Origin of the sequence: Pseudomonas sp. 44 R 15, assembly GCF_900004965.1 — a bacterium.
In the GTDB taxonomy this organism is placed as follows: Bacteria; Pseudomonadota; Gammaproteobacteria; order Pseudomonadales; family Pseudomonadaceae; genus Aquipseudomonas; species Aquipseudomonas orientalis_A.
Genome location: NZ_CVTU01000067.1, coordinates 13,576 through 36,943 on the forward strand (window position 1 = coordinate 13,576; position 23,368 = coordinate 36,943).

Consider the following 23,368-nt stretch of genomic DNA (forward strand, 5'->3'; position numbering starts at 1 on the left):
AGCTTCCTTAGTGGTTGCAGCCTGGGCCGTGGACGTGATCGTCGTCATCACCTTCGACGTCAGCCGGTTCCATTTCCAGTTCCAGGCTCATCAGGTTGGTCGCCAGCGGGCGCATCAGCAGGTTGGCGTACTCGGCGTCGCCCTCTTCCACATCCACACCGATCAGCAGTTGGCCACGGCCGTCATGCTGGATCCAGATCTCCTTGCCCTGCCAGACCACGGCAACGCGGGTGCAGGAGGTTTCCAGCTGGGTGCCGTCGGTGTCTTCAAGGATCAGCTTCAGGGTGTCGGTCATAAATAAAATATCTCAGCCGTAGGGCGTTAATTGATCTGGAAAGGATAAACCGAGCCCAGTTTAAGGATTTGCGTCAGTTCATCCAGTGCCGTCCGGCACTCAAGCAGCAATTGCGGGTCAGCCAGGTCGGTTTCGCGCAGGCTGTCGCGGTAGTGCCTGTTGACCCATTGGGTCAGGGTGTCGTACAGCGGCGCGGTCATGATAACGCCTGGATTCACCGCCGCCAGTTCGGTTTCGTTCAACGCCACACGCAAACGCAGGCACGCCGGGCCGCCGCCGTTCTGCATGCTTTGCTTGAGGTCGAACACCTTCACTTCGCGGATCAAGCCGCCGCTGGCCGTGAGGTGCTGCAGGTACGCCCAGACGCGCGGGTTGGCGCGGCATTCTTCCGGCACGATCAGCAGCATCGAGCCATCGGTACGTGTCAGCAGTTGGCTGTTGAACAAGTAGGAGCGCACCGCATCCTCGACGCTGATCTGGGAACGCGGCACACACACGGACTGAAAGTTGCCGCCCAGCTTGCCCAACTTGCCCTGCAGTTCGGCGAGCATCTGTTCGGTGTTGAGGAAGGCGTCCTCGTGGTAGAACAGCACCTCGCCGTTGCCGACCGCGATCACGTCGTTGTGGAACACACCGGCATCGATCACCGCCGGGTTCTGCTGGGCGTAGACCACGCCGTCATCCTTCAGGCCGTGCAGACGTGCAACCGCCTGGGACGCCTCGAGTGTCTGGCGCGCTGGATATTTTTGCGGGGCCGGGTAGCGAGCATCGAACGCACTGCGGCCAAACACGAAGAACTCGACGCCGGCCTCACCGTATTCACGGCAAAAGCGCGTGTGATTGGCCGCGCCCTCATCGCCAAACTGTGCCACCGCCGGCAATGCCGCGTGATGGGCGAAGTGCTTCTGGTCAGCGAACATCGCCCCCAGCACGCGGCTGGTGGTCGGGTGTTCGATGCTGCGGTGGTATTTGCAGTTGAGGTTGGCCGCGGTGAAATGCACGCGGCCATCCGCCGTGTCGGCGCTGGGGCTGACGGTGGCGGCGTTGGCCACCCACATGCTCGACGCCGAGCAACTCGCCACCAACAACGGCATGGCGTGCCTGGCCGCTTGCTCGATGACCTGAGCGTCGGTGCCGCTGAAACCGAGGTTGCGCAGAGCGGCCACATCCGGGCGCTCCTGGGGCGCGAGTACGCCTTGCACAAAGCCCATGTCCATCAGCGCTTTCATTTTTTGCAGCCCCTGCAACGCCGCTTCCCTGGGGTTGGAATGCTGCTGGCTGTTGCTCTGGGACGCGACGTTGCCGAAGGACAAGCCGCCGTAGTTATGGGTCGGCCCCACTAGACCGTCAAAATTGACTTCATAGGATTTCATCGGCGAGGCTCCACGAACATCTGTTCTTATAGGCAATCTTCAACACACCACAGATTCAGTGTGGGAGGGGGCTTGCCCCCTCCCACATTCAAATAAGCGTAATGCCAGGTGTTAGCGTGGCGGGCACCGCCAACGTTGGGGTCTCCAGCGACGCCACCGGGTACGCGCAATAATCGGCCGCGTAATACGCACTGGCGCGATGGTTACCCGAGGCCCCGACCCCGCCAAACGGCGCGGTGCTGGCGGCGCCGGTCAGCTGTTTGTTCCAGTTGACGATACCGGCGCGGCTTTCCAGCCAGAACTGCTGGTAACGCGCCTCGGAATCCGACAGCAGGCCTGCGGCCAGGCCGTACTGGGTGTCGTTGGCCTCGGCAATCGCCGAAGCAAAATCTGCGTAGCGAATCACCTGCAACAGCGGGCCGAACAGTTCTTCGTCTTCGCGCTCGGTCACTGAGGTCACGTCGATGATGCCCGGGGTCAGCAAGGCGGCCTGGTCCCGGGGTTGGGTCATTTCCAGCAGCGCCACAGCGCCATTGGCCAACATCAGTTCCTGGGCGTCCATCAAGGCTTTGGCGGCAGCCAGGGAAATCACCGAGCCCATGAATGGCGGCGGTTGCTGGTCGAACGCGCCCACTTCAATGGCGGCGCTGACCGCTACCAGACGTGCCAGCAACGCATCGCCCCAGGCGCCTTCCGGCACCAGCAAGCGACGGGCGCAGGTGCAGCGCTGGCCGGCGGAGATAAACGCCGACTGGATGATGGTGTACACCGCCGCATCCACGTCGGCCACTTCGTCTACCACCAGCGGGTTGTTGCCACCCATTTCCAGGGCCAGGATCTTGTCCGGACGCCCGGAGAACTGCTGGTGCAGGTGGTTGCCGGTTCGGCTGGAACCGGTGAAGAACAGACCGTCGATGCCTGGGTTGGCCGCCAGCGCGATACCGGTTTCCCGCGCGCCTTGCAGCAGGTTCAATACACCCGCCGGTAAACCCGCTTCGATCCAGCACTGCACGGTCAGCTCGGCAACTTTGGGCGTCAGCTCGCTCGGTTTGAACAGCACGGTGTTACCCGCCAGCAGCGCCGGGACAATATGCCCGTTCGGCAAGTGACCGGGAAAGTTGTAGGGGCCGAACACCGCCACCACACCGTGAGGCTTGTGGCGCAGCACAGCGGTGGCGTCGCCCAGGGCGCCGCTCTTCTCGCCGGTACGCTCGCGATAACTTTGCACCGAGATGGCGATCTTGTTGGCCATGCTGGTGACTTCAGTCGCCGATTCCCACAGCGGCTTGCCAGTTTCCTCACCAATGCAGCGGGCGATTTCATCAGCGCGGCTTTTCAGCGTGGCGGCGAAGGTTTCGAGCACACCGATGCGCTCTTCCAACGACTGCCGAGCCCAGCCTGGAAACGCCTGACGCGCAGCCTGCACGGCGGACTCGACCTGTTCGGCCGTCGCGCCATTGCCGCTCCACAACACTTGCTGGGTGACCGGGTTACGCGACTCAAACAGTTCACCCTGGCCAGCCAGCCAGCTACCTGCGATGTACAACGAATTCATTATTTCGACTCCCGAGCAGCAGACAACGCAACAGCACGCACTTGATCACCGACCACCAACTGCAGGCGCCTGGCGGTCTGGGGATCGACCACCAACGTGCCCGCAGCCAGACGGGCCGGTGCGGCCGTGATGCGGCAGTCTTCGCGTTTGCGGTTATGGATCAGGAACGGCGTGGCGTCGTCCCCCGGCGTGCCGATGGCCAGCACCAGCGCCTGGCTGTCGCGCACCGCACGAATCTTGCTGGTTTCACACTCCACCGCCGGGCCCGCGTCGAAAATATCCACATAGCCCTGGTAGCTGAAGCCTTCGCTCTTGAGCATGCTCAGCGCCGGCTCGGTGTCCGGATGCACCTTGCCGATCACGTTGCGCGCGTCTTCGGAAAGAAAGCAGCTGTACAGCGGAAACTTCGGCATCAGCTCGGCGATAAACGCCTTGTTGCCGACGCCGGTGAGGTAGTCGGCCTGGCTGAACTCCATCTTGAAGAAGTGTCGGCCCAGGCTTTCCCAGAACGGCGAGCGCCCTGCCTCGTTGGACACGCCGCGCATCTCGGCAATGATCTTGTTGCCAAACAATTGCGGGAATTCGGCGATGAACAACAGGCGCGCCTTGGCCAGCATGCGGCCATTGAGGCCGTTGCGGTAATCGGCGTGCAGGAACAACGAGCACAGCTCGGAATTGCCGGTGAGGTCGTTGGCCAGGAACAACGTCGGAATTTCGCGGTAGATATTCAACTCCTGGGAGGCGCTGACCGTCAGGCCGACCCGGAAGTTGTACCAGGGCTCGCGCAGGCCGACGGCGCCGGCAATGGCCGAAATCCCCACTACCCGACCTTCGTCGTTTTCCAGCACGAACAGGTAGTCCGCATCGCCGCGCCCGGCTTCGCCGCGAAAGGTTTTCTCCGCCCAGCCCACGCGATGGGTCAGGCGCTCTTCGTTGGCCGGCAAGGTGGTGAGGCCGGTGCCGGTGCTGCGCGCCAGGTCAATCAGGGCCGGTAAATCGCTGCTGCGTACGGGACGAACGATCATGCTATCTCCTCGAACGGGCCGCTGTGGTCAGCCACCCGCGAAACTCTCTTTTTAAACCGCAACCAGGCGCACACTCGCACCTTCGCCCACACCCAGGGCTTCAGCTGCCTCCAGGTCCAGAATCACTGGCTTGCCCGGCGCGTAGTCCAGCTCCAGCATCACCGCGCGGTAATCCTGCAACTGCGCGTTGCTCACCAGGTACTGGCGACCGACGCCCTTGGCCATCTCGCCGATTTTCACCGGCACCACGCGGCTCTGGGCAATCGAGCGAATCCCCGACACCCGCGCGTGCAGCGTCGGGCCGCCGTCGAAGATGTCGATGTAGTGATCGGTCTCGAAGCCTTCGCGCATCAGGATGTCGAAGGTGATCTGTGCACGCGGGTGCACCTGGCCCATGGCCTCCTGGGCTGCGTCCGGCAGCAGCGGCACGTAGATCGGGTAATGCGGCATCAGCTCGGCGAGGAAGGTACGGCTTTTCAGCCCGCACAGGCGCTCGGCGGCGGCGTAGTTGAGGTCGAAGAAGTTGCGACCGATGGCGTCCCAGAACGGCGAATCGCCGTTTTCGTCGCTGTAGCCAACGATCTCGGTCACCACCGAATCGGCAAAGCGCTCCGGGTGGCTGGCGACGAACAGCAGGCGACCACGGGAATTGAGTTCCGACCACGGCGAACCGACCAATGCAGGCTTCACGTAGAAACTGGTGAGCAGGCTATTGCCGGTCAGGTCGTGGCACTGGGAAAGCACGTGGATCTTGTTGTGGATCTTCAGCTCGCGGGAGGCGTGCACAAAGGTTTCGTTACGAAAACTGTAGAACGGCTCGGAGTAGCCGGCTGAAGCAACGATGGCCGAGCAGCCGGCGAGCTTGCCGGTGTCGGTGTCTTCAAGCACGAAGAAATAGCTTTCTTCACCGTTGAAACTCACTTCGGCCGCGAAGGACGCTTCACTGGCGGCGATCTTGTCGCTCAGGCGTTCCACATCATCCGGCAAGGAAGTCACACCAATCGGGCTGTCCGCAGCCAGACGCTGTACCTCGCCCAGATCAGCCATTTGCGCGGGGCGCATCACCAGCATGGTGTCACTCCTTAACTCGAAAAACTCATAGGAAAAAATACCGGACACGGGAACTGAGTTCACACAGATCCCACGTGGGAGGGGGCTGGCCCCCGATAGCAGTGTGTCAGTTGATAAATCAGGGGACTGATCCACCGCCATCGGGGGCAAGCCCCTTCCCACATTTGGAAACGGTCCGACCTGCCAAATGTGTTGCTATCAGGCTTGGGTCAACGTCTTCACAGCACGTTCAAAACGGTCCAGGCCTTCCTTGATGTCCGCCTCTTCCACCACCAGGCTTGGCGCAAAGCGCAGCACGTCCGGGCCGGCTTGCAGGATCATCAGGTTCTCTTTCTCGGCGGCGTTGAACACGTCCTTGGCCCTGCCTTTGAATGCATCGCTGAGCACACAACCGATCAGCAAGCCCATGCCGCGCACTTGCGTAAAGATGCCGTATTGCGTGCCGATCTGCTCCAGGCGCGCCTTGAACAGCGCGTGTTTGGCATTCACGCCGGCCAGCACTTCGGGGGTGTTGATCACGTCGATCACGGCTTCCGCCACCGCGCACGCCAGCGGGTTGCCGCCATAGGTGGTGCCGTGGGTGCCGACCACCAGGTGCTTGGCCAGGTCTTCACGGGTGAGCATCGCGGCAATCGGGAAACCGCCGCCCAGGCTCTTGGCGCTGGTGAGGATGTCCGGCGTCACGCCGTAATGCTGGTAGGCGAACAGGTGACCGCTGCGGCCCATGCCGGTTTGCACTTCGTCAAATACCAACAGCGCGTCGTGGGCGTCGCACAGTTCGCGGGCGCCTTGCAGGTAAGTCAGTTCGGCCGGCAACACGCCGCCCTCACCCTGGATCGGCTCCAGCACCACGGCGCACGTCTTGTCCGACACAGCGGCCTTCAGTGCAGCCAGGTCGTTGTAAGGCACATGGGTGATGCCAGTGATTTTCGGCCCGAAACCATCGGAGTACTTGGACTGGCCACCGACGTTGACGGTGAACAGCGTACGGCCGTGGAAGCTGTTCAGCGCGGCGATGATCTCGTACTTCTCGCTGCCGAAACGGTCGAACGCGACGCGACGGGCCAGCTTGAAGGCGGCCTCGTTGGCTTCGGCGCCGGAGTTGCAGAAGAACACGCGCTCGGCAAACGTGGCGTCGATCAGCTTATGAGCCAGGCGCAGCGCCGGCTCATTGGTGAACACGTTGGAGACATGCCACAGTTTGTTGGCCTGTTCGGTCAGCGCACCGACCAGCGCCGGATGGGCGTGGCCCAATACGTTGACCGCGATGCCGCCGGCAAAATCGATCAACTCACGACCCGCCTGGTCCCACACGCGCGAACCTGCGCCACGCACGGGAATAAAGGCGGCAGGTGCATAGTTGGGCACCATGACCTGGTCGAAATCGGCACGTTGCACCGGGGCTTGCTCAACGGACATCGGAGTCTCCTGAAGAGGAACGCCTGCCTGGAACTGGCGGGCGATGCAGGGATTGTAAGGACAGTTTTCGGCTGGGCCTTGTCGCCAAGCGACAACTTCTTATAGCGCCAACCCGCGTTTTTCGGGGGTTTACGCCAATGCGACAAATAGCGTCGCAATGGCGCAGTTTAAACGGTGCATCAGGTTTGCGTCAGGATATCCGGTGAAAGGGTGGCGACGCGCTAACTATCTAAAGTTCGCCGCCCGGGACCGGCTGGTTAACTGCAAGCCTTCATGACTTGCACGGACCCGCTCCATGACGAACATCGACTATTCCGATACCCGCCTGCCTGACAGCCACTATCAACTGTTGACCGGCACCCTGCCCCCCTGGCTCGGCAATGCCTCTGCCAGCAAACGCCAGGCGCTCAAAGCCGTCCAGCCGCTGCAGTTGCAGGGCAGCGCTGAACAACGGGCCGCACTTGCGCGGCTGACCGGCGCCCACTGGGAGGCGCAAAACAGCGTAGACCTGGGGTTGCAAAGCCTGCAGGACATCAAGGCGTTCGCCACGCCGATACTCGAACAGGCACTCAAAGCCGACTTCAACCTGGTGCTGGATGTCGAGGCGACCTATCTGCGCCTGTACATCCCCGATCACATCCCCTGGTTTTCGATACGCTCCGGCGCAGCGCGAACCTGGACGGTCTCGCTATTGGACGCCGCCCTGCATAATTTCGAACACAAGGAAACCCTGGTCGACGCCTACGCACCGGCCTCGACCTTTATCACAAAGCCCTCGGCCAGCGGCCAATTCGACACCCTGGCGCAGATCAAGCGTGTGCTTTCAATTCCGGCGTTCACCAGCCTGTGCCGTGACCTGGATATCGGCGCCCGCTACGCCCGCTACCTCAACGAAGCGCTGGGCATGTCCAACCCCGTGGCCGCTGCGGTCTTGCGCCTGAAGGTCGATGCCAGCCAGAAAGCCGCTCTACGGGCAGCCCTGCAATTGGCCCGGATCAACGCAGATATCAGCGATGACTACGCTGACGTGATCGAAAGCTTGATCGCCGGCACACCCGACCCCAGGCTCGACGGCGCGCGCCTGCGCTGCCAGGATTTACGCATGATGGGGATTGCGCTGACGGGCATTCAACTGTTCGCCCCCGAGCTTGAAAGCCCGCGGTCGCCGCAACGCCTGGTGGCGTATGTTCCCGATGATCCGCAGCACCCCGTCAAGGAATATGCGTCACCCCTGGCGTTCAAGCAGGAGCTGACCCGACAACTGCGTGACCGCGACTACCAAACCTTTTTCAGCCGCTTCGTGCCCCACGCTCAACTCGGGGTGTTTTTTTCCGGCTTGAGCCAGCATCTGGCACGGATCACCTGGCACCCGCCGGTCGAGGGCAGCGGCCAGGCGCCCTGGCGCAGCACGCCCATCGACGACCCCAAGCTACAGTTTGATGCCCAGCCCATCACGGGCGATCCCTGGTTGCACCTGTACCATCGCAAACTCGACAAGATCCTCAACGACGCCCGCACGCTGGCGGTCTCCACCGCCAGCGTCGATCGTGAGGCGCGCTGGCGGCTGTGGGACTCTTTCGTCGATGTGGCGGCCTCAATCCTCAATGCCGCACTGATGGTGGTGGCCCCCTTCGTCCCGGGGCTGGGCGAATTGATGCTGGGCTACATGGCCTATCAACTGCTTGAGGACGTGTTCGAAGGCATCGTCGACTGGGCCGAAGGCCTGGGCAAGGAGGCTTTCGGTCACCTCATGAGCGTGCTGGAATCCCTGGTGCAAATGGGTGCTTTCGCAGTGGGCGGCCAGATTGGCCCGGCCGAGTTGCGCAAAGTGCTGCCCGAACCCGTCCTCGCGTACATCGACAGCTTCAAACCGGTAAGCCTGGCCAACGGCGCCCAACGCTACTGGAAACCGGACCTGGCGCCCTACGAATATCCATCCGCCTTGCCGCCGCGCATTGGCATCAATGAGTTGGGCCTGCACGAGGTGCGCAGGGAATCGATTTTGCCCCATGAAGGCAAGCTGTACTCCGTGGAAAAAGACGCCGACAGCGAGTTCTATCGCATCAAGCATCCAAGCCGTCCTGAAGCCTACCGCCCCGTGGTGCGACACAACCAGGCCGGCGCCTGGCATACCGAGCTTGAACAACCGCTGGCGTGGGACAGACCTACGCTGTTGCGTCGGCTGGGGCACAGTGCCCAGGCACTGAGCGAGGCGGACCGGGAACTGGCCCTGGACATCAGCGGCGTTCCCGAAGACGCCGTGCGCAAGATGCACGTCAACAGCGAACGCCTGTCGCCCCTGCTGGACGATACCTTGAGCCGCCTGCGCATCGACCGCAGCCTCCAACGGCTGATCGAGCAGCTGCGCAGCGACGACCCGGCGGTGCATCACCAGATCGACCCTCAAGACACCTTGCAGTTGCTGACCACCCACGGGCCATGGCCGCGTACCAAAGCGTTGCGCATCATCGATGACAAGGGCCAGACCGCCTGGGCGTTCGGCGACAGGAACGTGCCGGTGATCCAGGTACACGAAGCCCAGCTGGAAAACGGCGACTTGCTCAAAACCGTCTTGCGTGGGCTGAGCCCCGAGGAAATTCGCGCCCAATTCGATGAACGCGCCAGCGACCCCGAGCTGAGCCTGGAAAACCGCAGCCGCCTGCTGCGCCATAGCCTGGCCGATATTGCCGAGCGTCAGCGCAGCGCGTTGTTCGAATCGCGCTATGCACCGTTGCGGGCCTCCGTCGCCCCCCTTACCCAACAATTGCTCAGCACCACACCTGAATTGCCCGCAAGCGTTGCGCAAACCCTGGTGAACCAAATGACCGGCGCCGAGCTTGCGCTCCTGCATGACGGCAACACCCCGCCACGCCTGGCCGAACTGGCACGCACCGCATGGAGCGAAGTACGGGTCAATCGCGCCTACGAGGGGCAGCACCTGGCCGCACCGCCGCCCCTGGACACCGATCGCCTTGAATTGAACAGCCTGCGCCTGCTGCCGGGCTGGTCGAGCGAGATACGGCTCGACGCTCGCCATCACTCGCCCACCGGCCCCACCTGGCTGCAGATCGGCCCGACCGATGCGCCCATTCACCGCACACTGGTGCGCACCGAAGCAGGGCGCTACATCCCCTGCGACGAACAGGGCGAGCTCTCGAGTGAAACGGACCTGTATTCGGCCATCTTGAGCGCACTGCCCGATCAACAACGCGATCAGCTCGACCTGCGGATTCACCAGGGCGCCGAACTCAAGAGGCGCCTGCGGCAACATTCATTGCCCCGCGATGAACTGCGTGTGCTGTTCACGCCTGATATCGAACCGCAGAGCGTCACTGAAACCCTGCGCCTGTTAGGCAGCGACAACGGCTACCGTGCCCAGGCACCGGCACCGCTGGGCCCGCCGAGCCTGCTGGACCGCGCGCGCGCCCTGTACCCCGAACTTCGCGAACACCCATTGACCACGCTGGTGAACCACTTGCACTCACAGACAGGTGGCGCGCTCGCCGGCCTGGAAGCGCTGGGCATCGAATACCGCCAACTGGAACGTGACCTCAGTACCTGGCAACGCAATATCCCGCTTCAAGACCCCGCGCACGGCTCCCTGCTCAGCCTGCGCCAGCGCCAGTACGAGCAACGCAATCGCGAACTCATTGCCACTGAACTCAAACGCTGCTGGCGCCGGGAGCTGCCCGTTGATGATTACTTCGAAGACCCTGCGCGCGACGGCTACCGGCTGAACCTTCACTATCACATTCGCGGCGAACTTCCACGGCTATCGGCCAACTTCGATCACGTCTCGATGCTGACCCTCTCAGGCAGCCACCACACACAGGGCGCCGCCGGATTTCTGGCCCTCTTTCCCCGCCTGCGCCATCTGAGCGTTGACAGTATTCCCTTGGGCAACGTGCCACTGTTCGTGTTTCAGATGCGCGGCCTGAACGTACTGAGTCTGAGCGACTGCAGCGTCACCCTGACGCCCCACAGCCAGACCCGGCTCGCCTCGCTGACCCAACTGCAAACCCTGGACCTGCATAAAAACCCTTTGGGCCGGGTGCCCAGCGTCGAAGCAATGAACGAGTTGAACACCCTGGACCTGTCCGAAACCGGCATTGATCGCCTCCCTCCCGGCATGCTCACCCGCAATGACCTGAGCGCGGCCTTTCTCAGCGGCAACCGGATCAGCGAGTTACCTGAGGCGCTGTTCGATCTGCCCTCACATACCAGCGTTGCCTTCGACCTGTCTGACAACCCGCTGTCATCGGCCACGCTCGAGCGCGTTAAAGCCTACTACCAGCAACATGGCACTTACTGGGAGGCCAATGCGCCAGCGGTAGATGTGCGTGACGCACAACAGCTGTACCCCTCGCTGGACATCAACCAGATCAACCAGCTTATCTACAGCCTCCCGGGCGATCTGGAAGCGGGTAAGCGCGAGCTGGCAAGATTGGCGGGGGAATTGGGTACGCTGCAGTCAGAACTCAACCATTGGGCGCAACAACCGCAGCTGGCGCCCCCGGAAGCCACCCGGCGCAGCCAGCTTAACGCCTTGCTTGAACGAAGCTGGCGCAGGGAAATCCCCCAGGACACTCAATTCGTCCATGCCCTGGAAATCCCCGCAACGCTGGCGGGCGAGTTGCCCACGCTGAGCGCGCGCTTCAAGCACGTTGGCTCACTGACCATCAAAGGCAATGGCGGCCCAATGCAATCGTCGGCCTTGATCGACAGCTTCCCGGCCTTGAGCATCCTGCACCTCGAAAACGTTGCGCTCGGCGACATGCCGGCACCGGTGTTCAACCTGCCGGCACTGACCGTACTGGGACTGCCACGCTGCTCGATAGCACTGAGCCCCGCCAGCGCCGCGAAGTTGCAAGGCATGAGCCGCCTCGAATACCTGAACCTGGATCACAATCCACTGGTAAACACCCCGGACTTCAGTCACTTGCCCAGACTGAGCAGCATTTCACTCAAGGACACCGGATTGACGCAGGTCCCCCAGAGCCTGCTGGGCGACCCGCCACGCCAGTCGATCAACTTGAGCAAAAACGCTATCGAGCAACTGCCCGACGCGCTGTTTTCCATGCCGGCCTCGAGCACCAGTGGCCTGGACCTGTCGGAAAACCCCTTGGCACCCCAGGCCCTGGAGTCGATCAAACGCTACTGCCAGCGCACCGGCGAAAGCTTCGCCGCCCAGGCACCCGTGGCCCAACGCCGGCGCACGCAGCAGCTATACCCCTCGTTCCTCGACACCGAGGCAGACCGTTTCATCTTCCACCTGCCCGGCGACTTGGCGGCAGTGGACCCAACGCTGACGCACCTGGCGGCCGAGTACGAACAACTGGGCAATGACCTGCAACTGTGGGTGCAGGCCGTTCCGGACCGCCATCCGATCCTGGATGTGCCCATTGACGAACAAACCCGTGCCCAGGACCAACTGAGGCGACGCAACTTCAAGACACTGCTGGAACAGGCCTGGCGACGAGAAAGCCCCGAGGATGAAGACAGCCTGGACGATGAGCTCACCCATCAAGTCATACTCGACACTCCGGTGATGGGCGATTTACCAGCATTGAACGCCAACTTCGACCACGTGACCTTGCTCCAACTGGACGGGAACGGCACCACGACCGGCGTCGACACGATGTTGCGCAGCTTCACCCACCTGCAAACACTCAGGCTCAGCAAATGCTCCCTGGGCGCCCTGCCCGAGGCGCTCCAGCGCATGCCCAAGCTTTCCACGCTGGACATGACCGAATGCGCGATCCGATTGACCCCCGAAACCCGTGGCAGGCTGACCGCCCTCACCGAACTTGAGTTCGTCAATCTGAGCCACAACCCCTTGGGCCTTACCCCTGACATCAGCTCATTGCGTGAACTGACCTCGCTGCACTTGAGCAACGCGGCACTGAACGAAGTTCCGCAGGGCGTCTTTGGCCTGGATCAACTGCAAACGCTGGACTTGAGCAACAACGCCATCCAGGAGATACCGGCGGACTTGCTGGAGACCTCGGCAGCCTTCAATGGCGACAGCGATTTGAGCGGCAACCCCCTGTCGGCGCAAAGCCTGCTGCGCTTGCGTCAGTACTATCAGCGCACGGGCGTGGACTTCCAGGTGGCGGCCGCCACCGTGGACAATCAAGGCCAACCTTTGATAGTGGCCAGGCCTGTCCCCGACGAAGACTGAGGTCGATCAACCGCGCTCGGACGGTACCGACGACAATTCAAACGGGCTGCTGCTGCGGCGCTGGTTGCGGTCTTCGCGCGGCGTAGCGCCGAAGAAGTTACGGTAGGCGCTGGAGAAGTGCGGCCCCGAGGAAAAGCCGCACGACAGGCCGATCTGGATGATCGACTTGCTGGTTTGCATCAGCATCTGGCGGGCCTTGTTCAGGCGCAGCTCCAGGTAATACTGACTGGGGACGCGGTTGAGGTATTGCTTGAAGATGCGTTCCAGTTGTCGTCGGGACACGCACACGTGCTGGGCGATTTCATCGGTGGTCAGCGGTTCTTCGATATTCGCTTCCATCAATAGAACAGCCTGGGTCAGTTTCGGATGACTGGAACCCAGGCGGTTCTGCAAGGGGATGCGCTGGCGCTCGCCGCCTTCACGGATGCGCTCTACCACCAGTTCTTCGGAGACCGCGCCGGCCAGTTCGGCGCCGTGGTCACGCGCGAGTACCGCCAGCAGCAGATCGAGCACCGACATGCCGCCGCAAGCGGTCAGGCGATCACGGTCCCAGTCAAACAGATGACTGGTGGCGATGACCTTGGGGAAGCGCTCGGCAAAATCGTCCTGCCAGCGCCAGTGCACGGCGGCGCGATAGCCGTCGAGCAAGCCGAGCTGGGCCAGCGGGTACACGCCCGCCGATAATCCACCGATCACACACCCTGCCCGGACCAGTTGCTTGAGCGCAGTGCTGAGCTGGGAAGCGATGACGGTGGGCGGCTCGTCCGCCAGCAGGAACAGTTTCTGAAAGCCGTCCAACTTGCCGGCCCACGGCTCGCCGGGCAACTGCCAGGCCCCTTCGGTTTGCGGCTCGGCCTGTAGAAACGATAACTCGTAGACCACCTCCGGATGCACCCGCTGAGCAACGCGCAAGGCCTCCTCAGCCAGCGCAAGCGTGAGTGCTTTTGTGCTGGGCCAAATCAGGAAACCAATTTTATGGGCGGTCATGGAGTGCTATCCGAAGCGAGTAACGGTAATGAAGACAGAGGCCAATGCTAGCCGGTAAACCCACACAAATCTCAAAAACAATGGTGATCAAATGTGGGAGGGGGCTTGCCCCCTCCCACATAAAGCAGCTCCAACAGCAAAGGACTATTTCAAGCTGCCGGAGAGGAACTGCTGCAACCGTACGGACTGCGGGTTCACCAGCACTTCGCGCGGGTTGCCGCGCTCTTCGACAATGCCTTTATGCAGAAACACCAACTGGTTCGACACCTCACGGGCAAAGCCCATTTCATGGGTCACCACCACCATGGTGCGGCCTTCCTGGGCCAGGTCCTGCATCACCTTGAGCACTTCACCGACCAACTCGGGGTCGAGCGCCGACGTCGGTTCGTCGAACAGCATCACCTCAGGTTCCATCGCCAGGGCACGGGCAATGGCCACGCGCTGCTGCTCGCCGCCGGACATGTGGCCGGGGAACGCATCCTTGCGATGGCCCACGCCGACCTTGGCCAGGTAGTGCTCGGCCTTTTCACGGGCTTCTTTCTTCGACACGCCCAGCACATGCACCGGCGCTTCCATCACGTTTTCAATCGCGGTCATGTGCGACCACAGGTTGAAATGCTGGAACACCATGGACAAGCGCGAACGCATGCGCTGCAGTTGTTTGGGGTCGGCGGCCTTCATCGCGCCGTCTTTGGTCGCGACCAGTTTCAGCTCTTCGTTGTTGAGCAGGATCTTGCCGGCGTGGGGCTGCTCCAGCAGGTTGATGCAGCGCAAAAACGTACTTTTGCCCGAACCACTGGAGCCGATGATGCTGATCACATCACCAGCTGCGGCGGCCAGGGACACGCCCTTGAGCACTTCATGACTGCCATAGCGTTTATGCAGGTCTTGGACTTCAAGCTTGTACATGCGGTCGGTTCTCACAAAAACAGGTGGTCAGTCGTTGAGCAAGCGCCCGTGACGCAGCGCTTCGCGCCCCGCCACCTTGGCCAGCCAGAAACCCGCTTGGGCATAACGCAGCCGTTCAACGGCAAACAACACCCCGGACGTACCCGCGCAGATAATGCTCACGCGGTCGGCCAGGGGATCAATCACTTCAAAAATGGGGTCGCCCTGCTCGACCCAGTCACCGGCCTTACGCAGGTAACTGATCACCCCGGCGTGGGGAGCGAACAGCAATTCGGTGCCTTCGAACGGCATGCCTTCGCACGCTTCGTGTTGCGGTGCCGGCCATTCGCCCTTGATCAGGCCTTGCTCGGCCAGAAACGCCAGGATGCCTTCAGCGTGGAAGATCGCTTCATCGCGGCCGGTGTCAGCCTGGCCGCCCAACTCCAGCGTCGTCGCCAGACAGGCCAGTGGAATCTGCGCGTCGGGGAACGTGCGCGACAAACGCAGCCAGGGCAACGAACAGGCTTCATCAAACGAACTGCCGCCGGAATCTTCCGCGAGCAGGCCGACCTTCACATTCAAATGCGCCGACAGCGAACGCCACTGCGGCCAGTGCTGGGGCAGTGCGTACATGTGCAGCGCGGCCTCGGCGTCGCAATGCAGGTCGAGCACCACGTCGGCGGTGCAGGCATGGCTGAGCAGGATACGTTGCATGCCTTGCAACTGGCTGCTCGGCGCGGGCAAGGCCGTGAGCACATCGCTCATGGCCTGGCGAATCATACGCACATTGGCATGGGGGTCATCGCCCAGCTTGCCTTGCAGCCGCTCGGCGACCGGCTCGCTCAGCTCAACGAAATCGCGGTTGAAATTCTTGCCGCTGCCCACCTCGAAACGGCCCTGATGGCTGCCTTGCAGCAACTGGCCCAGGCCCATCGGGTTGGCCACCGGTACCAACTCGATCACGCCGTTAAGCGCGCCTTGCTGTTCCAGTTCGCTGAGGCGCTTTTTCAGCTCCCAGGCCGCGCGCATGCCGGGTAATTCATCGGCATGCAGGCTGGCCTGGATATACGCCTTGCGCTCGCCACTGCCGAAACGAAACACGCTCAGCTGGCGTTCGCAGCCCAGGTGACCCCAGGGCAACAGGTGATCGATACGTTCCATATCAATGCTTCCGTGGAGCCAGGTAGCTCAGCCAGCGGCGCTCGGCCAACTTGAACAGGCGCACCAGGATGAATGTCAGGCACAGGTAGAACACGCCGGCGGTGATATAGGCTTCGAACGGCAGGTAATACTGCGCGTTCACCGTGCGCGCGGCACCGGTGATATCGATCAAGGTGACGATGGAGGCCAGGCTGGTGGTCTGCAGCATCATGATCACTTCGTTGCTGTACTGCGGCAGCGCGCGGCGCAGGGCCGACGGCAGCAGAATGCGGCGGTACAGCTTGTAGCGCGACATGCCCATGGCCTTGGCCGCTTCGATCTCGCCATTGGGCGTGGCCTTGAGGCTGCCGGCGATGATCTCGGCGGTGTAGGCGCTGGTGTTGATCGCAAACGCCAGGCACGCGCAGAAGGTGGCGCTGGACAGCAGCGGCCACAGGAAGCTTTCCCGCACCGCTTCGAACTGGGCCAGCCCGTAGTAGATCAAAAACAGCTGCACCAGCATCGGCGTGCCGCGAATCACATAGGTGTACAGCCACGCCGCGCCATTGACGATCGGCTGCTTGGACACGCGCATCAGGCCCAGGGGCAAGGCAGCGAGCAGGCCGAAGAACAGCGCTATGGCGAGCAGTTTGAGGGTGGTCAGCAGGCCGCCGAGGTACAGCGGCATGGCCTCCCAGATGACGTTGTAGTCGAAGATCATAGATCAGCCGCCCTTACGCCTACCGAGTAGCGCTTCTCAAGGTAGCGCAGGGCCAGCAACGACACGCTGGTAATCACCAGGTACATCGCCGCCACTGCGAGGAAGAAGGTAAAAGGCTCGCGGGTGGCGTCGGCCGCCTGCTTGGCCTTGAACATCATGTCTTGCAGGCCCACCACTGAAATCAGCGCAGTCGCCTTGGTCAGAACCAGCCAATTGTTGGTGAAACCGGGGATCGCCAGCCGAATCATCTGCGGCACCATCACCCGGAAAAACACCTGGAAGCCGCTCATGCCATACGCCAGGCCGGCTTCAGCCTGCCCCTTGGGAATGGCCATGAAGGCGCCGCGGAAGGTTTCCGACAGGTAGGCGCCAAAGATGAAACCCAGGGTGCCGATACCGGCGGCCAGGGGGTTCAGGTCGATATAGTCGTCGTAGCCGAGCAGCGGCGCGACGCGGTTGAGCAGGTCCTGACCGCCGTAGAAAATCAGCAGGATCAGCACCAGGTCGGGGATCCCGCGGATCACCGTGGAGTACAAGTCACCCAGCCAGGCCAACCAGCGCACCGGCGACAGGCGTAACGCGACCCCGATCAGACCCAGAACAATGGCCAGGGCCATGGACGACAAGGCGAGCTGAAGCGTCAACCATGCGCCATCGAGGATAACGGCCCCGTAGCCTTTCAACATGATTCAGGTCCTCGAAAAGGGGGATGAAAAAATGGCGCAAACTTCAGAGTGTTCTGTTGCTTGCGCCATTTCAGACAGACAGCTGCGACGATTTACTTGGCTTCAGGCCCGTAAATGTCGAAGTTGAAGTACTTGTCCTGGATTTTCTTGTACTCGCCGTTGGCACGGATCGCTGCGATAGCGGCGTTGATACGGTCCAGGTTTTCCTGGTCGCCCTTGCGTACCGCGATGCCTACGCCGTCGCCGAAGTATTTGACGTCGGTGAACGATGGGCCGGTGAACGCGTAGCCTTTGCCGGCGGGGGTGTCGAGGAAACCTTCCTGCAACAGGGTGGCGTCAGCCACGGTGCCGTCGAGGCGACCGGCTTCCACGTCCAGGTAGATTTCGTTCTGCGAGCTGTAAGGCACAACCGTGGCGCCTTTGGGAGCCAGCACTTCCTTGGCGAAACGATCGTGGATCGAACCGCGCTGCACACCAATCTTCTTGCCCTTGAGTTCATCCAGGCTGTCGCTGACCGTGGTGCCTTCCTTCAACACCAGGCGCGCCGGCGTCAGGTAGTAGCGGTTGGTGAAGTCGACGGACTTCTTGCGGTCTTCCGTGATGGACATGGACGACAGGATCGCGTCGATCTTGCGCACTTTCAGCGCCGGGATCAGGCCGTCGAATTCCTGCTCGACCCAGGTGCACTTCACGTCCATCTGCTTGCACAGGGCGTTGCCGATGTCGTAGTCAAAACCGACGATGCTGCCATCCGGCGCCTTCGAGGCAAACGGAGGGTAAGCGGCTTCAATACCAATCTTCAGTGGCTTGCCTTCGGCGAAAGCCTGCATGGACAGCACGGACAGCGCCAGGGCGCCCAACAGCACGAGTTTCTTCATCTTGGGACTCCATCGGTATAGGGCAAAACAGCAGTATGAGCCATGGCCCACGATGCGGCGAAGGTGAAACCGAATAGCGTTGCAGCGTCCTGCGCCAGAGAGTGCCAGCGACGACGAGCGAGTGATCGGCATTCTAACGACAGGCGGAAAGCCGATATTTCCTCAATGCGACAACAATTTACAGAAGCACCGAGAAAGCGGTTCCAGCCCATTGACAGCCTCTGGATTTTATGCAGAGACAAAAGATATTAAACCAGCTAATGCTGCAAATTGCGGGCCTATTATTCGCAAACCCTTCTGGCACGGCAAGTGTGGCGTTTAATCTTATTTGCGGGGGTGTCTGAAACGCAGTTTTTCGGGGCGCGGATGTAGCCGTTCGCCTCATGCCAGGGCGCAGGGTTACACATTTGCGTTCGACGGTAACATTCAGAAATATCCTACTGCGCAAATCGATATTTATTGGCTTGTTGGTTATGCAGGTCTGCCAGACCACCCTCTGCACACGCCTTGAAATGCAATCCAAATGTGGGAGGGGGCTTGCCCCCGATAGCGGTGTGCCAGCTGATACATGCTCCACTGACCCACTGCCATCGGGGGCAAGCCCCCTCCCACAAGGGATCTTCACTGTGTGCAAGATCCCATAAAAAAGCCCCACCCGGCCTGCGCCGAATGGGGCTTTGTCCCACCTACCCCACCTTAAGCGACGTTCATGGTCTTGTGCGTCTCAATCAACTGCGCAACCACCCCCGGGTCGGCCAGGGTGGAGATATCCCCCAACCCGTCATACTCAGCCGTGGCAATCTTGCGCAGAATGCGCCGCATGATTTTCCCCGAGCGCGTCTTCGGCAAGCCCGGCGCCCACTGGATCACGTCCGGCGAAGCAATCGGGCCGATCTCCTTGCGCACCCAGTTCTTCAACTCCAGGCGCAATTGCTCGCTGGGCTCTTCGCCGCCGATCAAGGTGACGTAGACGTAGATGCCCTGCCCCTTGATGTCATGCGGCACCCCCACCACCGCCGCTTCCGCGACTTTCGGGTGGGCGACCATGGCGCTTTCGATCTCGGCGGTGCCCATGCGGTGGCCGGACACGTTGAGCACGTCGTCCACACGCCCGGTGATCCAGTAGTAACCGTCCTCGTCACGTCGCGCACCGTCACCGGTGAAGTACATGCCGCGGAAAGTCTTGAAGTAGGTGTCGACGAAACGATCATGGTCGCCGTACAGCGTACGCGCCTGGCCCGGCCACGAATCGAGGATCACCAGGTTGCCTTCGGCCGCACCTTCGATCAGGTTGCCCAGGTTGTCCACCAACGCCGGCACCACACCAAAGAAAGGCCGCGCCGCCGAACCCGGCTTGAGCGCATGGGCCCCCGGCAACGGGCTCATCATGTTGCCGCCGGTTTCGGTCTGCCACCAGGTGTCGACAATCGGGCAACGGGATTGGCCGACGTTCTTGTAGTACCAGTCCCACGCTTCCGGGTTGATCGGCTCGCCCACCGACCCCAACAGGCGCAGGCTGCTGCCGTCGGCGCCTTCGCAGGCGGCGGTGCCCGAGGCCATCATCGCGCGGATCGCGGTCGGCGCGGTGTAGAGGACGTTGACCTTGTGCTTGTCGACGATCTTCGCCACCCGCGTGATATCCGGGTAGTTCGGCACACCTTCGAACAGCAGCGTGGTCGCGCCGTTAGCCAGCGGGCCGTAGACGATGTAAGTGTGGCCAGTGACCCAGCCGACGTCGGCGGTGCACCAGTAGATTTCGCCCGGGCGGTAGTCGAACACGCGCTCATGGGTCAGGGCTGCATACAGCAGATAGCCGCCGGTGGTGTGCTGCACGCCCTTGGGCTTGCCGGTGGAGCCGGAGGTGTAGAGGATGAACAGCGCTTCTTCGGCGCCCATCTCCTTGGGCGCACACACGGTGCCCGCCACTTTCATCAGGTCTTCGTACCAGATGTCGCGATGCTGGTTCCACTTGATCGCGCCATTGGTGCGCTTGCACACGATGACCTTCTGGATGCTGCTGGTTTCCGGGTTGGTCAGGGCGTCATCGACGTTGGCCTTGAGCGGAATCTTCTTACCCGCGCGAATGCCTTCGTCAGCCGTGATAACAACCTTCGACTTACAGTCGATGATGCGACCGGCTAGGGCTTCGGGCGAGAAACCACCGAACACCACCGAATGAATCGCCCCGATGCGGGTACAGGCCAGCATGGCGACCACGGCTTCGGGGATCATCGGCATATAGATAGTCACCACATCGCCGCGGTGAACGTCCTGGCCGCGCAGGGCGTTGGCGAACTTGCAGACTTGTTCATGCAGTTCGCGGTAGGTGATGTTGCGGCTCTCGGCAGGGTCATCGCCCTCCCAGATGATCGCGATCTGGTCGCCACGCTCGGCGAGGTGGCGGTCCAGGCAGTTGTAGGAAACGTTCAGGGTGCCATCGGCAAACCACTTGATGTCGACATGGTGATCGTCGAACGACGTCTGCTTCACCGTGGTGAAAGGCTTGATCCAGTCGAGACGCTTGGCTTGCTCGCGCCAGAAACCATCGGGATTGACCACCGACTGCTGGTACATCGCCTTGTAGGTCGCCTCGTCGGTCAGCGTGTTGGCTGCTACTTCGGGACGAACGGGGTACAGGGAAGCCGCACTCATCTTTCTTACCTCGGTGACAATAGTTGTTGTTGTATGGCCCCTGTTGTAGCCGGGGTAGGCCTATAGAACCATTCGACGATGGTAGTAACAAGACCCTACAAATTGCCCAGCTATGCCGGTATCCCGCTCTGGCCCGCGTCCTGTGGCGCTTGGCGGCCTGCTGAAAAAACCTCCATCGAGGGATTGTTACAAAAACCGTCAAAAGTGTTTATCAAAACCACGGGTATATGAATATAACTCGGGCGCCTAAAATCAACTCCGCCAACCAAGGCACTGTGATTAACACCGTAACAGCCCCCACGAAGGCAACGTTAATCCGAACTTCCCAACTTTCAAGTGACACACGTGGCCTCACAAGGGCCCCGTGACCCCTTTCGCCCTGAAGAAGGTAAATAGAGAAATGAAAGCTTTAGTAGTATTAGCCCTCAGCAGCCTGTGCGCCACCGCTGCCCTGGCCGACGAAGCCCCAACGGAGCTGGCTGGCGGCAACGCGCCGATTGTCGAGGACTACACCTACAGCACCCACCTGGACGTCGCCAAAGTAGTGTCCATGAGTGACATTCCACAAGTGTGTGAAGTAGTACCGGTGAAGATGGAATATGAAGACTCGCAAGGCCAGCGTCATATTCTTAATTATCATGTGATGGGGAATGGTTGCTCTAACGGGTAATAACTTCGTTATTTAGCTTTAACCCGGATCTTGGTCGCCGCAGGAGATCGTTCTTGCGGCCAAGAACCCACCTCGAATGCACCACAGATCAAATGTGGGAGCGGGCTTGCTCGCGAAGACGATAGATGCTGCACCACTGCAATCCGCTCTAAGCGCCCGAATCGGGCTTCACACGCTCAATGACATCTTTCCTTTCTTGCAAAAAAACCTCATCCACCTTAGGCAAATCGACCAGCGACAACCAACTGGGCCTGACTGGCCTCAGAATAATTGTGTCCCCCTCCCTGAGAATTTCCAGCTCATCCACCCCGTCGTAAGCCATATCCGCTGGCAAATGGATCGTCTGACCCTCTCCACTCTCAATGATCGAAACAGTGCGCATAACAAGTTGCCTCCCCAACGTAGCTGACTGCTGCAATTTAAGGGAGCTCCTCGTCGCAGAGCAACGCAAATACCCACAACCTGATCACCTCTTCCCCCCTCGGTAAAATACCGACACCTCCCGTCAAAAACTTCCTACCCACCAACCCCCCGTAATCCCTCACTCTGGCCTAAATATCCACCTTTTTGTCCGCCCACCGGGACAATCCGCCACAACACAAACCCGTTTTTTTCCCTATAATGCGCGGGTAAATCGGGCCTGCAATATCCCTTTACACAGGGATGAAGAGCCAGACCTGAGGCCTCCGCTGGAGCCTGCACCTACCGCTCCGCACCTCAAGCCTCATGCAGTACCCGTTACGCAATTTCCGTTTATTTGCCTGCGCGAGCTGCTGCAACAAACGATTCCTTAAGATCCACCGCGGCCTCAGGGCCGTGTGAACACCCCACTATCCGGTTTCACACGGGCACCTTTGAGCCCTCACGCAGGAGACGACACGTCATGCTGAGCTGGGACGAATTCGACAAAGAAGAAGAAGGCGAAGTAGCCACCAAGGGCGCCAACGCCGGCCACGCCACCGAAGCCAACATGGACCGCCTCGACGGAGCCGGCGCCGCCGCCGCCATCGAAGCCCGCGCCGTCACCGCGAGTGATTCGGCCGCCATCGCACGCGCCAAGGCCGAACTGGACAAACTCGACGTCGCCGAAGGCCTCGCCGAACTCGAAGGCGCCTCCGCCCGCGTCGCCGTCGACGAAAAGCGCATGATCAACTGCCGCGCCGACCTCAACCAACTCGTGCCCTTCAAGTACGACTGGGCCTGGCAGAAATACCTCGACGGCTGCGCCAACCACTGGATGCCGCAAGAGGTCAACATGACCGCCGACATCGCCCTGTGGAAAAACCCCGAAGGCCTGACCGACGACGAACGTCGCATCGTCATGCGCAACCTCGGCTTCTTCTCCACCGCCGACTCCCTGGTCGCCAACAACCTGGTGCTGGCCGTGTACCGCCTGATCACCAACCCCGAATGCCGCCAGTACATCCTGCGCCAGGCCTTCGAAGAAGCGATCCACACCCACGCCTACCAGTACTGCATTGAATCGTTGGCCATGGATGAAGGCGAGATCTTCAACATGTACCACGAGATCCCATCGGTCGCTAAAAAAGCCGCCTGGGGCCTGAAGTACACCCGCTCGATCTCCGATCCGAAGTTCGAAACCGGCACCGTCGACACCGACAAAGAGCTGCTGCGCAACTTGGTTGCCTACTACTGCGTACTGGAAGGCATCTTCTTCTACTGCGGCTTCACCCAGATCCTGTCCATGGGCCGCCGCAACAAAATGACCGGCGTGGCCGAACAGTTCCAGTACATCCTGCGCGATGAGTCGATGCACCTGAACTTCGGGATCGATGTGATCAACCAGATCAAAATCGAAAACCCGCA

Annotated in this window: 17 protein-coding genes; 3 read left to right on the plus strand and 14 right to left on the minus strand. The window is 61.2% G+C overall.

Going from position 1 to position 23,368, the window contains the following annotated elements; all coding sequences use genetic code 11:
• Positions 1 to 7 precede the first annotated feature (7 nt).
• From BFP93_RS08080 to BFP93_RS08105, 6 genes are all read right to left on the minus strand, one after another.
• The gene (locus BFP93_RS08080) at positions 8 to 295 is read right to left on the minus strand and encodes a topoisomerase II (RefSeq protein WP_065884430.1); all 288 of its coding nucleotides are present in this window, start codon (positions 293 to 295) and stop codon (positions 8 to 10) included.
• A gap of 26 nt (positions 296 to 321) precedes the next feature.
• Complete coding sequence (astB, locus tag BFP93_RS08085; RefSeq protein WP_065892688.1) at positions 322 to 1,668, minus strand: N-succinylarginine dihydrolase; 1,347 nt, start codon at positions 1,666 to 1,668, stop codon at positions 322 to 324.
• 88 nt (positions 1,669 to 1,756) lie between these two features.
• Entirely contained in the window at positions 1,757 to 3,226 is a 1,470-nt protein-coding gene (gene astD / locus BFP93_RS08090; protein WP_163001579.1) for a succinylglutamate-semialdehyde dehydrogenase, read from the minus strand.
• A complete protein-coding gene (gene astA / locus BFP93_RS08095) occupies positions 3,223 to 4,248 on the minus strand; it encodes an arginine N-succinyltransferase (protein WP_065884427.1) in 1,026 nt (341 codons plus the stop codon). The genes astD and astA overlap by 4 nt, the downstream gene beginning before the upstream one ends.
• Before the next feature lie 51 nt (positions 4,249 to 4,299).
• Positions 4,300 to 5,319, minus strand: coding sequence for an arginine/ornithine succinyltransferase subunit alpha (aruF, locus tag BFP93_RS08100; protein WP_065884426.1), 1,020 nt, complete (start codon positions 5,317 to 5,319; stop codon positions 4,300 to 4,302).
• 198 nt (positions 5,320 to 5,517) lie between these two features.
• Complete coding sequence (locus BFP93_RS08105; protein WP_065884425.1) at positions 5,518 to 6,738, minus strand: aspartate aminotransferase family protein; 1,221 nt, start codon at positions 6,736 to 6,738, stop codon at positions 5,518 to 5,520.
• 295 nt (positions 6,739 to 7,033) lie between these two features.
• Between BFP93_RS08105 and BFP93_RS08110 the strand changes: the two genes are divergently transcribed.
• Positions 7,034 to 12,919: a leucine-rich repeat domain-containing protein gene (locus BFP93_RS08110; protein WP_065892690.1), complete on the plus strand. Its 5,886-nt coding sequence runs from the start codon at positions 7,034 to 7,036 to the stop codon at positions 12,917 to 12,919.
• A gap of 6 nt (positions 12,920 to 12,925) precedes the next feature.
• Here the strand turns inward: BFP93_RS08110 and BFP93_RS08115 are convergent, their stop codons facing one another.
• The 7 genes from BFP93_RS08115 to acs all read right to left on the minus strand — a co-directional run bounded on the left by BFP93_RS08115 (position 12,926) and on the right by acs (position 20,871).
• Entirely contained in the window at positions 12,926 to 13,906 is a 981-nt protein-coding gene (locus tag BFP93_RS08115) for a GlxA family transcriptional regulator (protein WP_065884423.1), read from the minus strand.
• 144 nt (positions 13,907 to 14,050) lie between these two features.
• Positions 14,051 to 14,815, minus strand: a complete 765-nt coding sequence (locus BFP93_RS08120; protein WP_065884422.1) for an ABC transporter ATP-binding protein — start codon at positions 14,813 to 14,815, stop codon at positions 14,051 to 14,053.
• A gap of 27 nt (positions 14,816 to 14,842) precedes the next feature.
• The gene (locus tag BFP93_RS08125) at positions 14,843 to 15,955 is read right to left on the minus strand and encodes a succinylglutamate desuccinylase/aspartoacylase family protein (protein ID WP_065892691.1); all 1,113 of its coding nucleotides are present in this window, start codon (positions 15,953 to 15,955) and stop codon (positions 14,843 to 14,845) included.
• Between the two features lies 1 nt (position 15,956).
• On the minus strand, positions 15,957 to 16,655 hold the full coding sequence (locus tag BFP93_RS08130) for an ABC transporter permease (RefSeq protein WP_065892692.1): 699 nt from the start codon (positions 16,653 to 16,655) through the stop codon (positions 15,957 to 15,959).
• Positions 16,652 to 17,341, minus strand: coding sequence for an ABC transporter permease (locus tag BFP93_RS08135; RefSeq protein WP_065892693.1), 690 nt, complete (start codon positions 17,339 to 17,341; stop codon positions 16,652 to 16,654). Before BFP93_RS08135 ends, BFP93_RS08130 begins: the two co-directional genes overlap by 4 nt.
• Before the next feature lie 92 nt (positions 17,342 to 17,433).
• Entirely contained in the window at positions 17,434 to 18,219 is a 786-nt protein-coding gene (locus tag BFP93_RS08140) for an ABC transporter substrate-binding protein (protein WP_065892694.1), read from the minus strand.
• A gap of 696 nt (positions 18,220 to 18,915) precedes the next feature.
• Positions 18,916 to 20,871 carry an acetate--CoA ligase gene (gene acs, locus BFP93_RS08145; RefSeq protein WP_065892695.1) on the minus strand — a complete coding sequence of 652 codons (1,956 nt, stop codon included), beginning with the start codon at positions 20,869 to 20,871 and terminating at the stop codon, positions 18,916 to 18,918.
• Between the two features lie 400 nt (positions 20,872 to 21,271).
• On the opposite strand from acs, the gene BFP93_RS08150 reads away from it, so the two are divergent.
• On the plus strand, positions 21,272 to 21,541 hold the full coding sequence (locus BFP93_RS08150; RefSeq protein WP_065884417.1) for a DUF2790 domain-containing protein: 270 nt from the start codon (positions 21,272 to 21,274) through the stop codon (positions 21,539 to 21,541).
• 148 nt (positions 21,542 to 21,689) lie between these two features.
• Here BFP93_RS08150 and vapB read toward each other — a convergent pair whose 3' ends face one another.
• The gene (gene vapB, locus BFP93_RS08155; RefSeq protein ID WP_065884438.1) at positions 21,690 to 21,923 is read right to left on the minus strand and encodes a type II toxin-antitoxin system VapB family antitoxin; all 234 of its coding nucleotides are present in this window, start codon (positions 21,921 to 21,923) and stop codon (positions 21,690 to 21,692) included.
• 501 nt (positions 21,924 to 22,424) lie between these two features.
• On the opposite strand from vapB, the gene BFP93_RS08160 reads away from it, so the two are divergent.
• The coding region (locus tag BFP93_RS08160) for a ribonucleotide-diphosphate reductase subunit beta (RefSeq protein WP_065892696.1) at positions 22,425 to 23,368 on the plus strand (944 nt) is incomplete at its 3' end.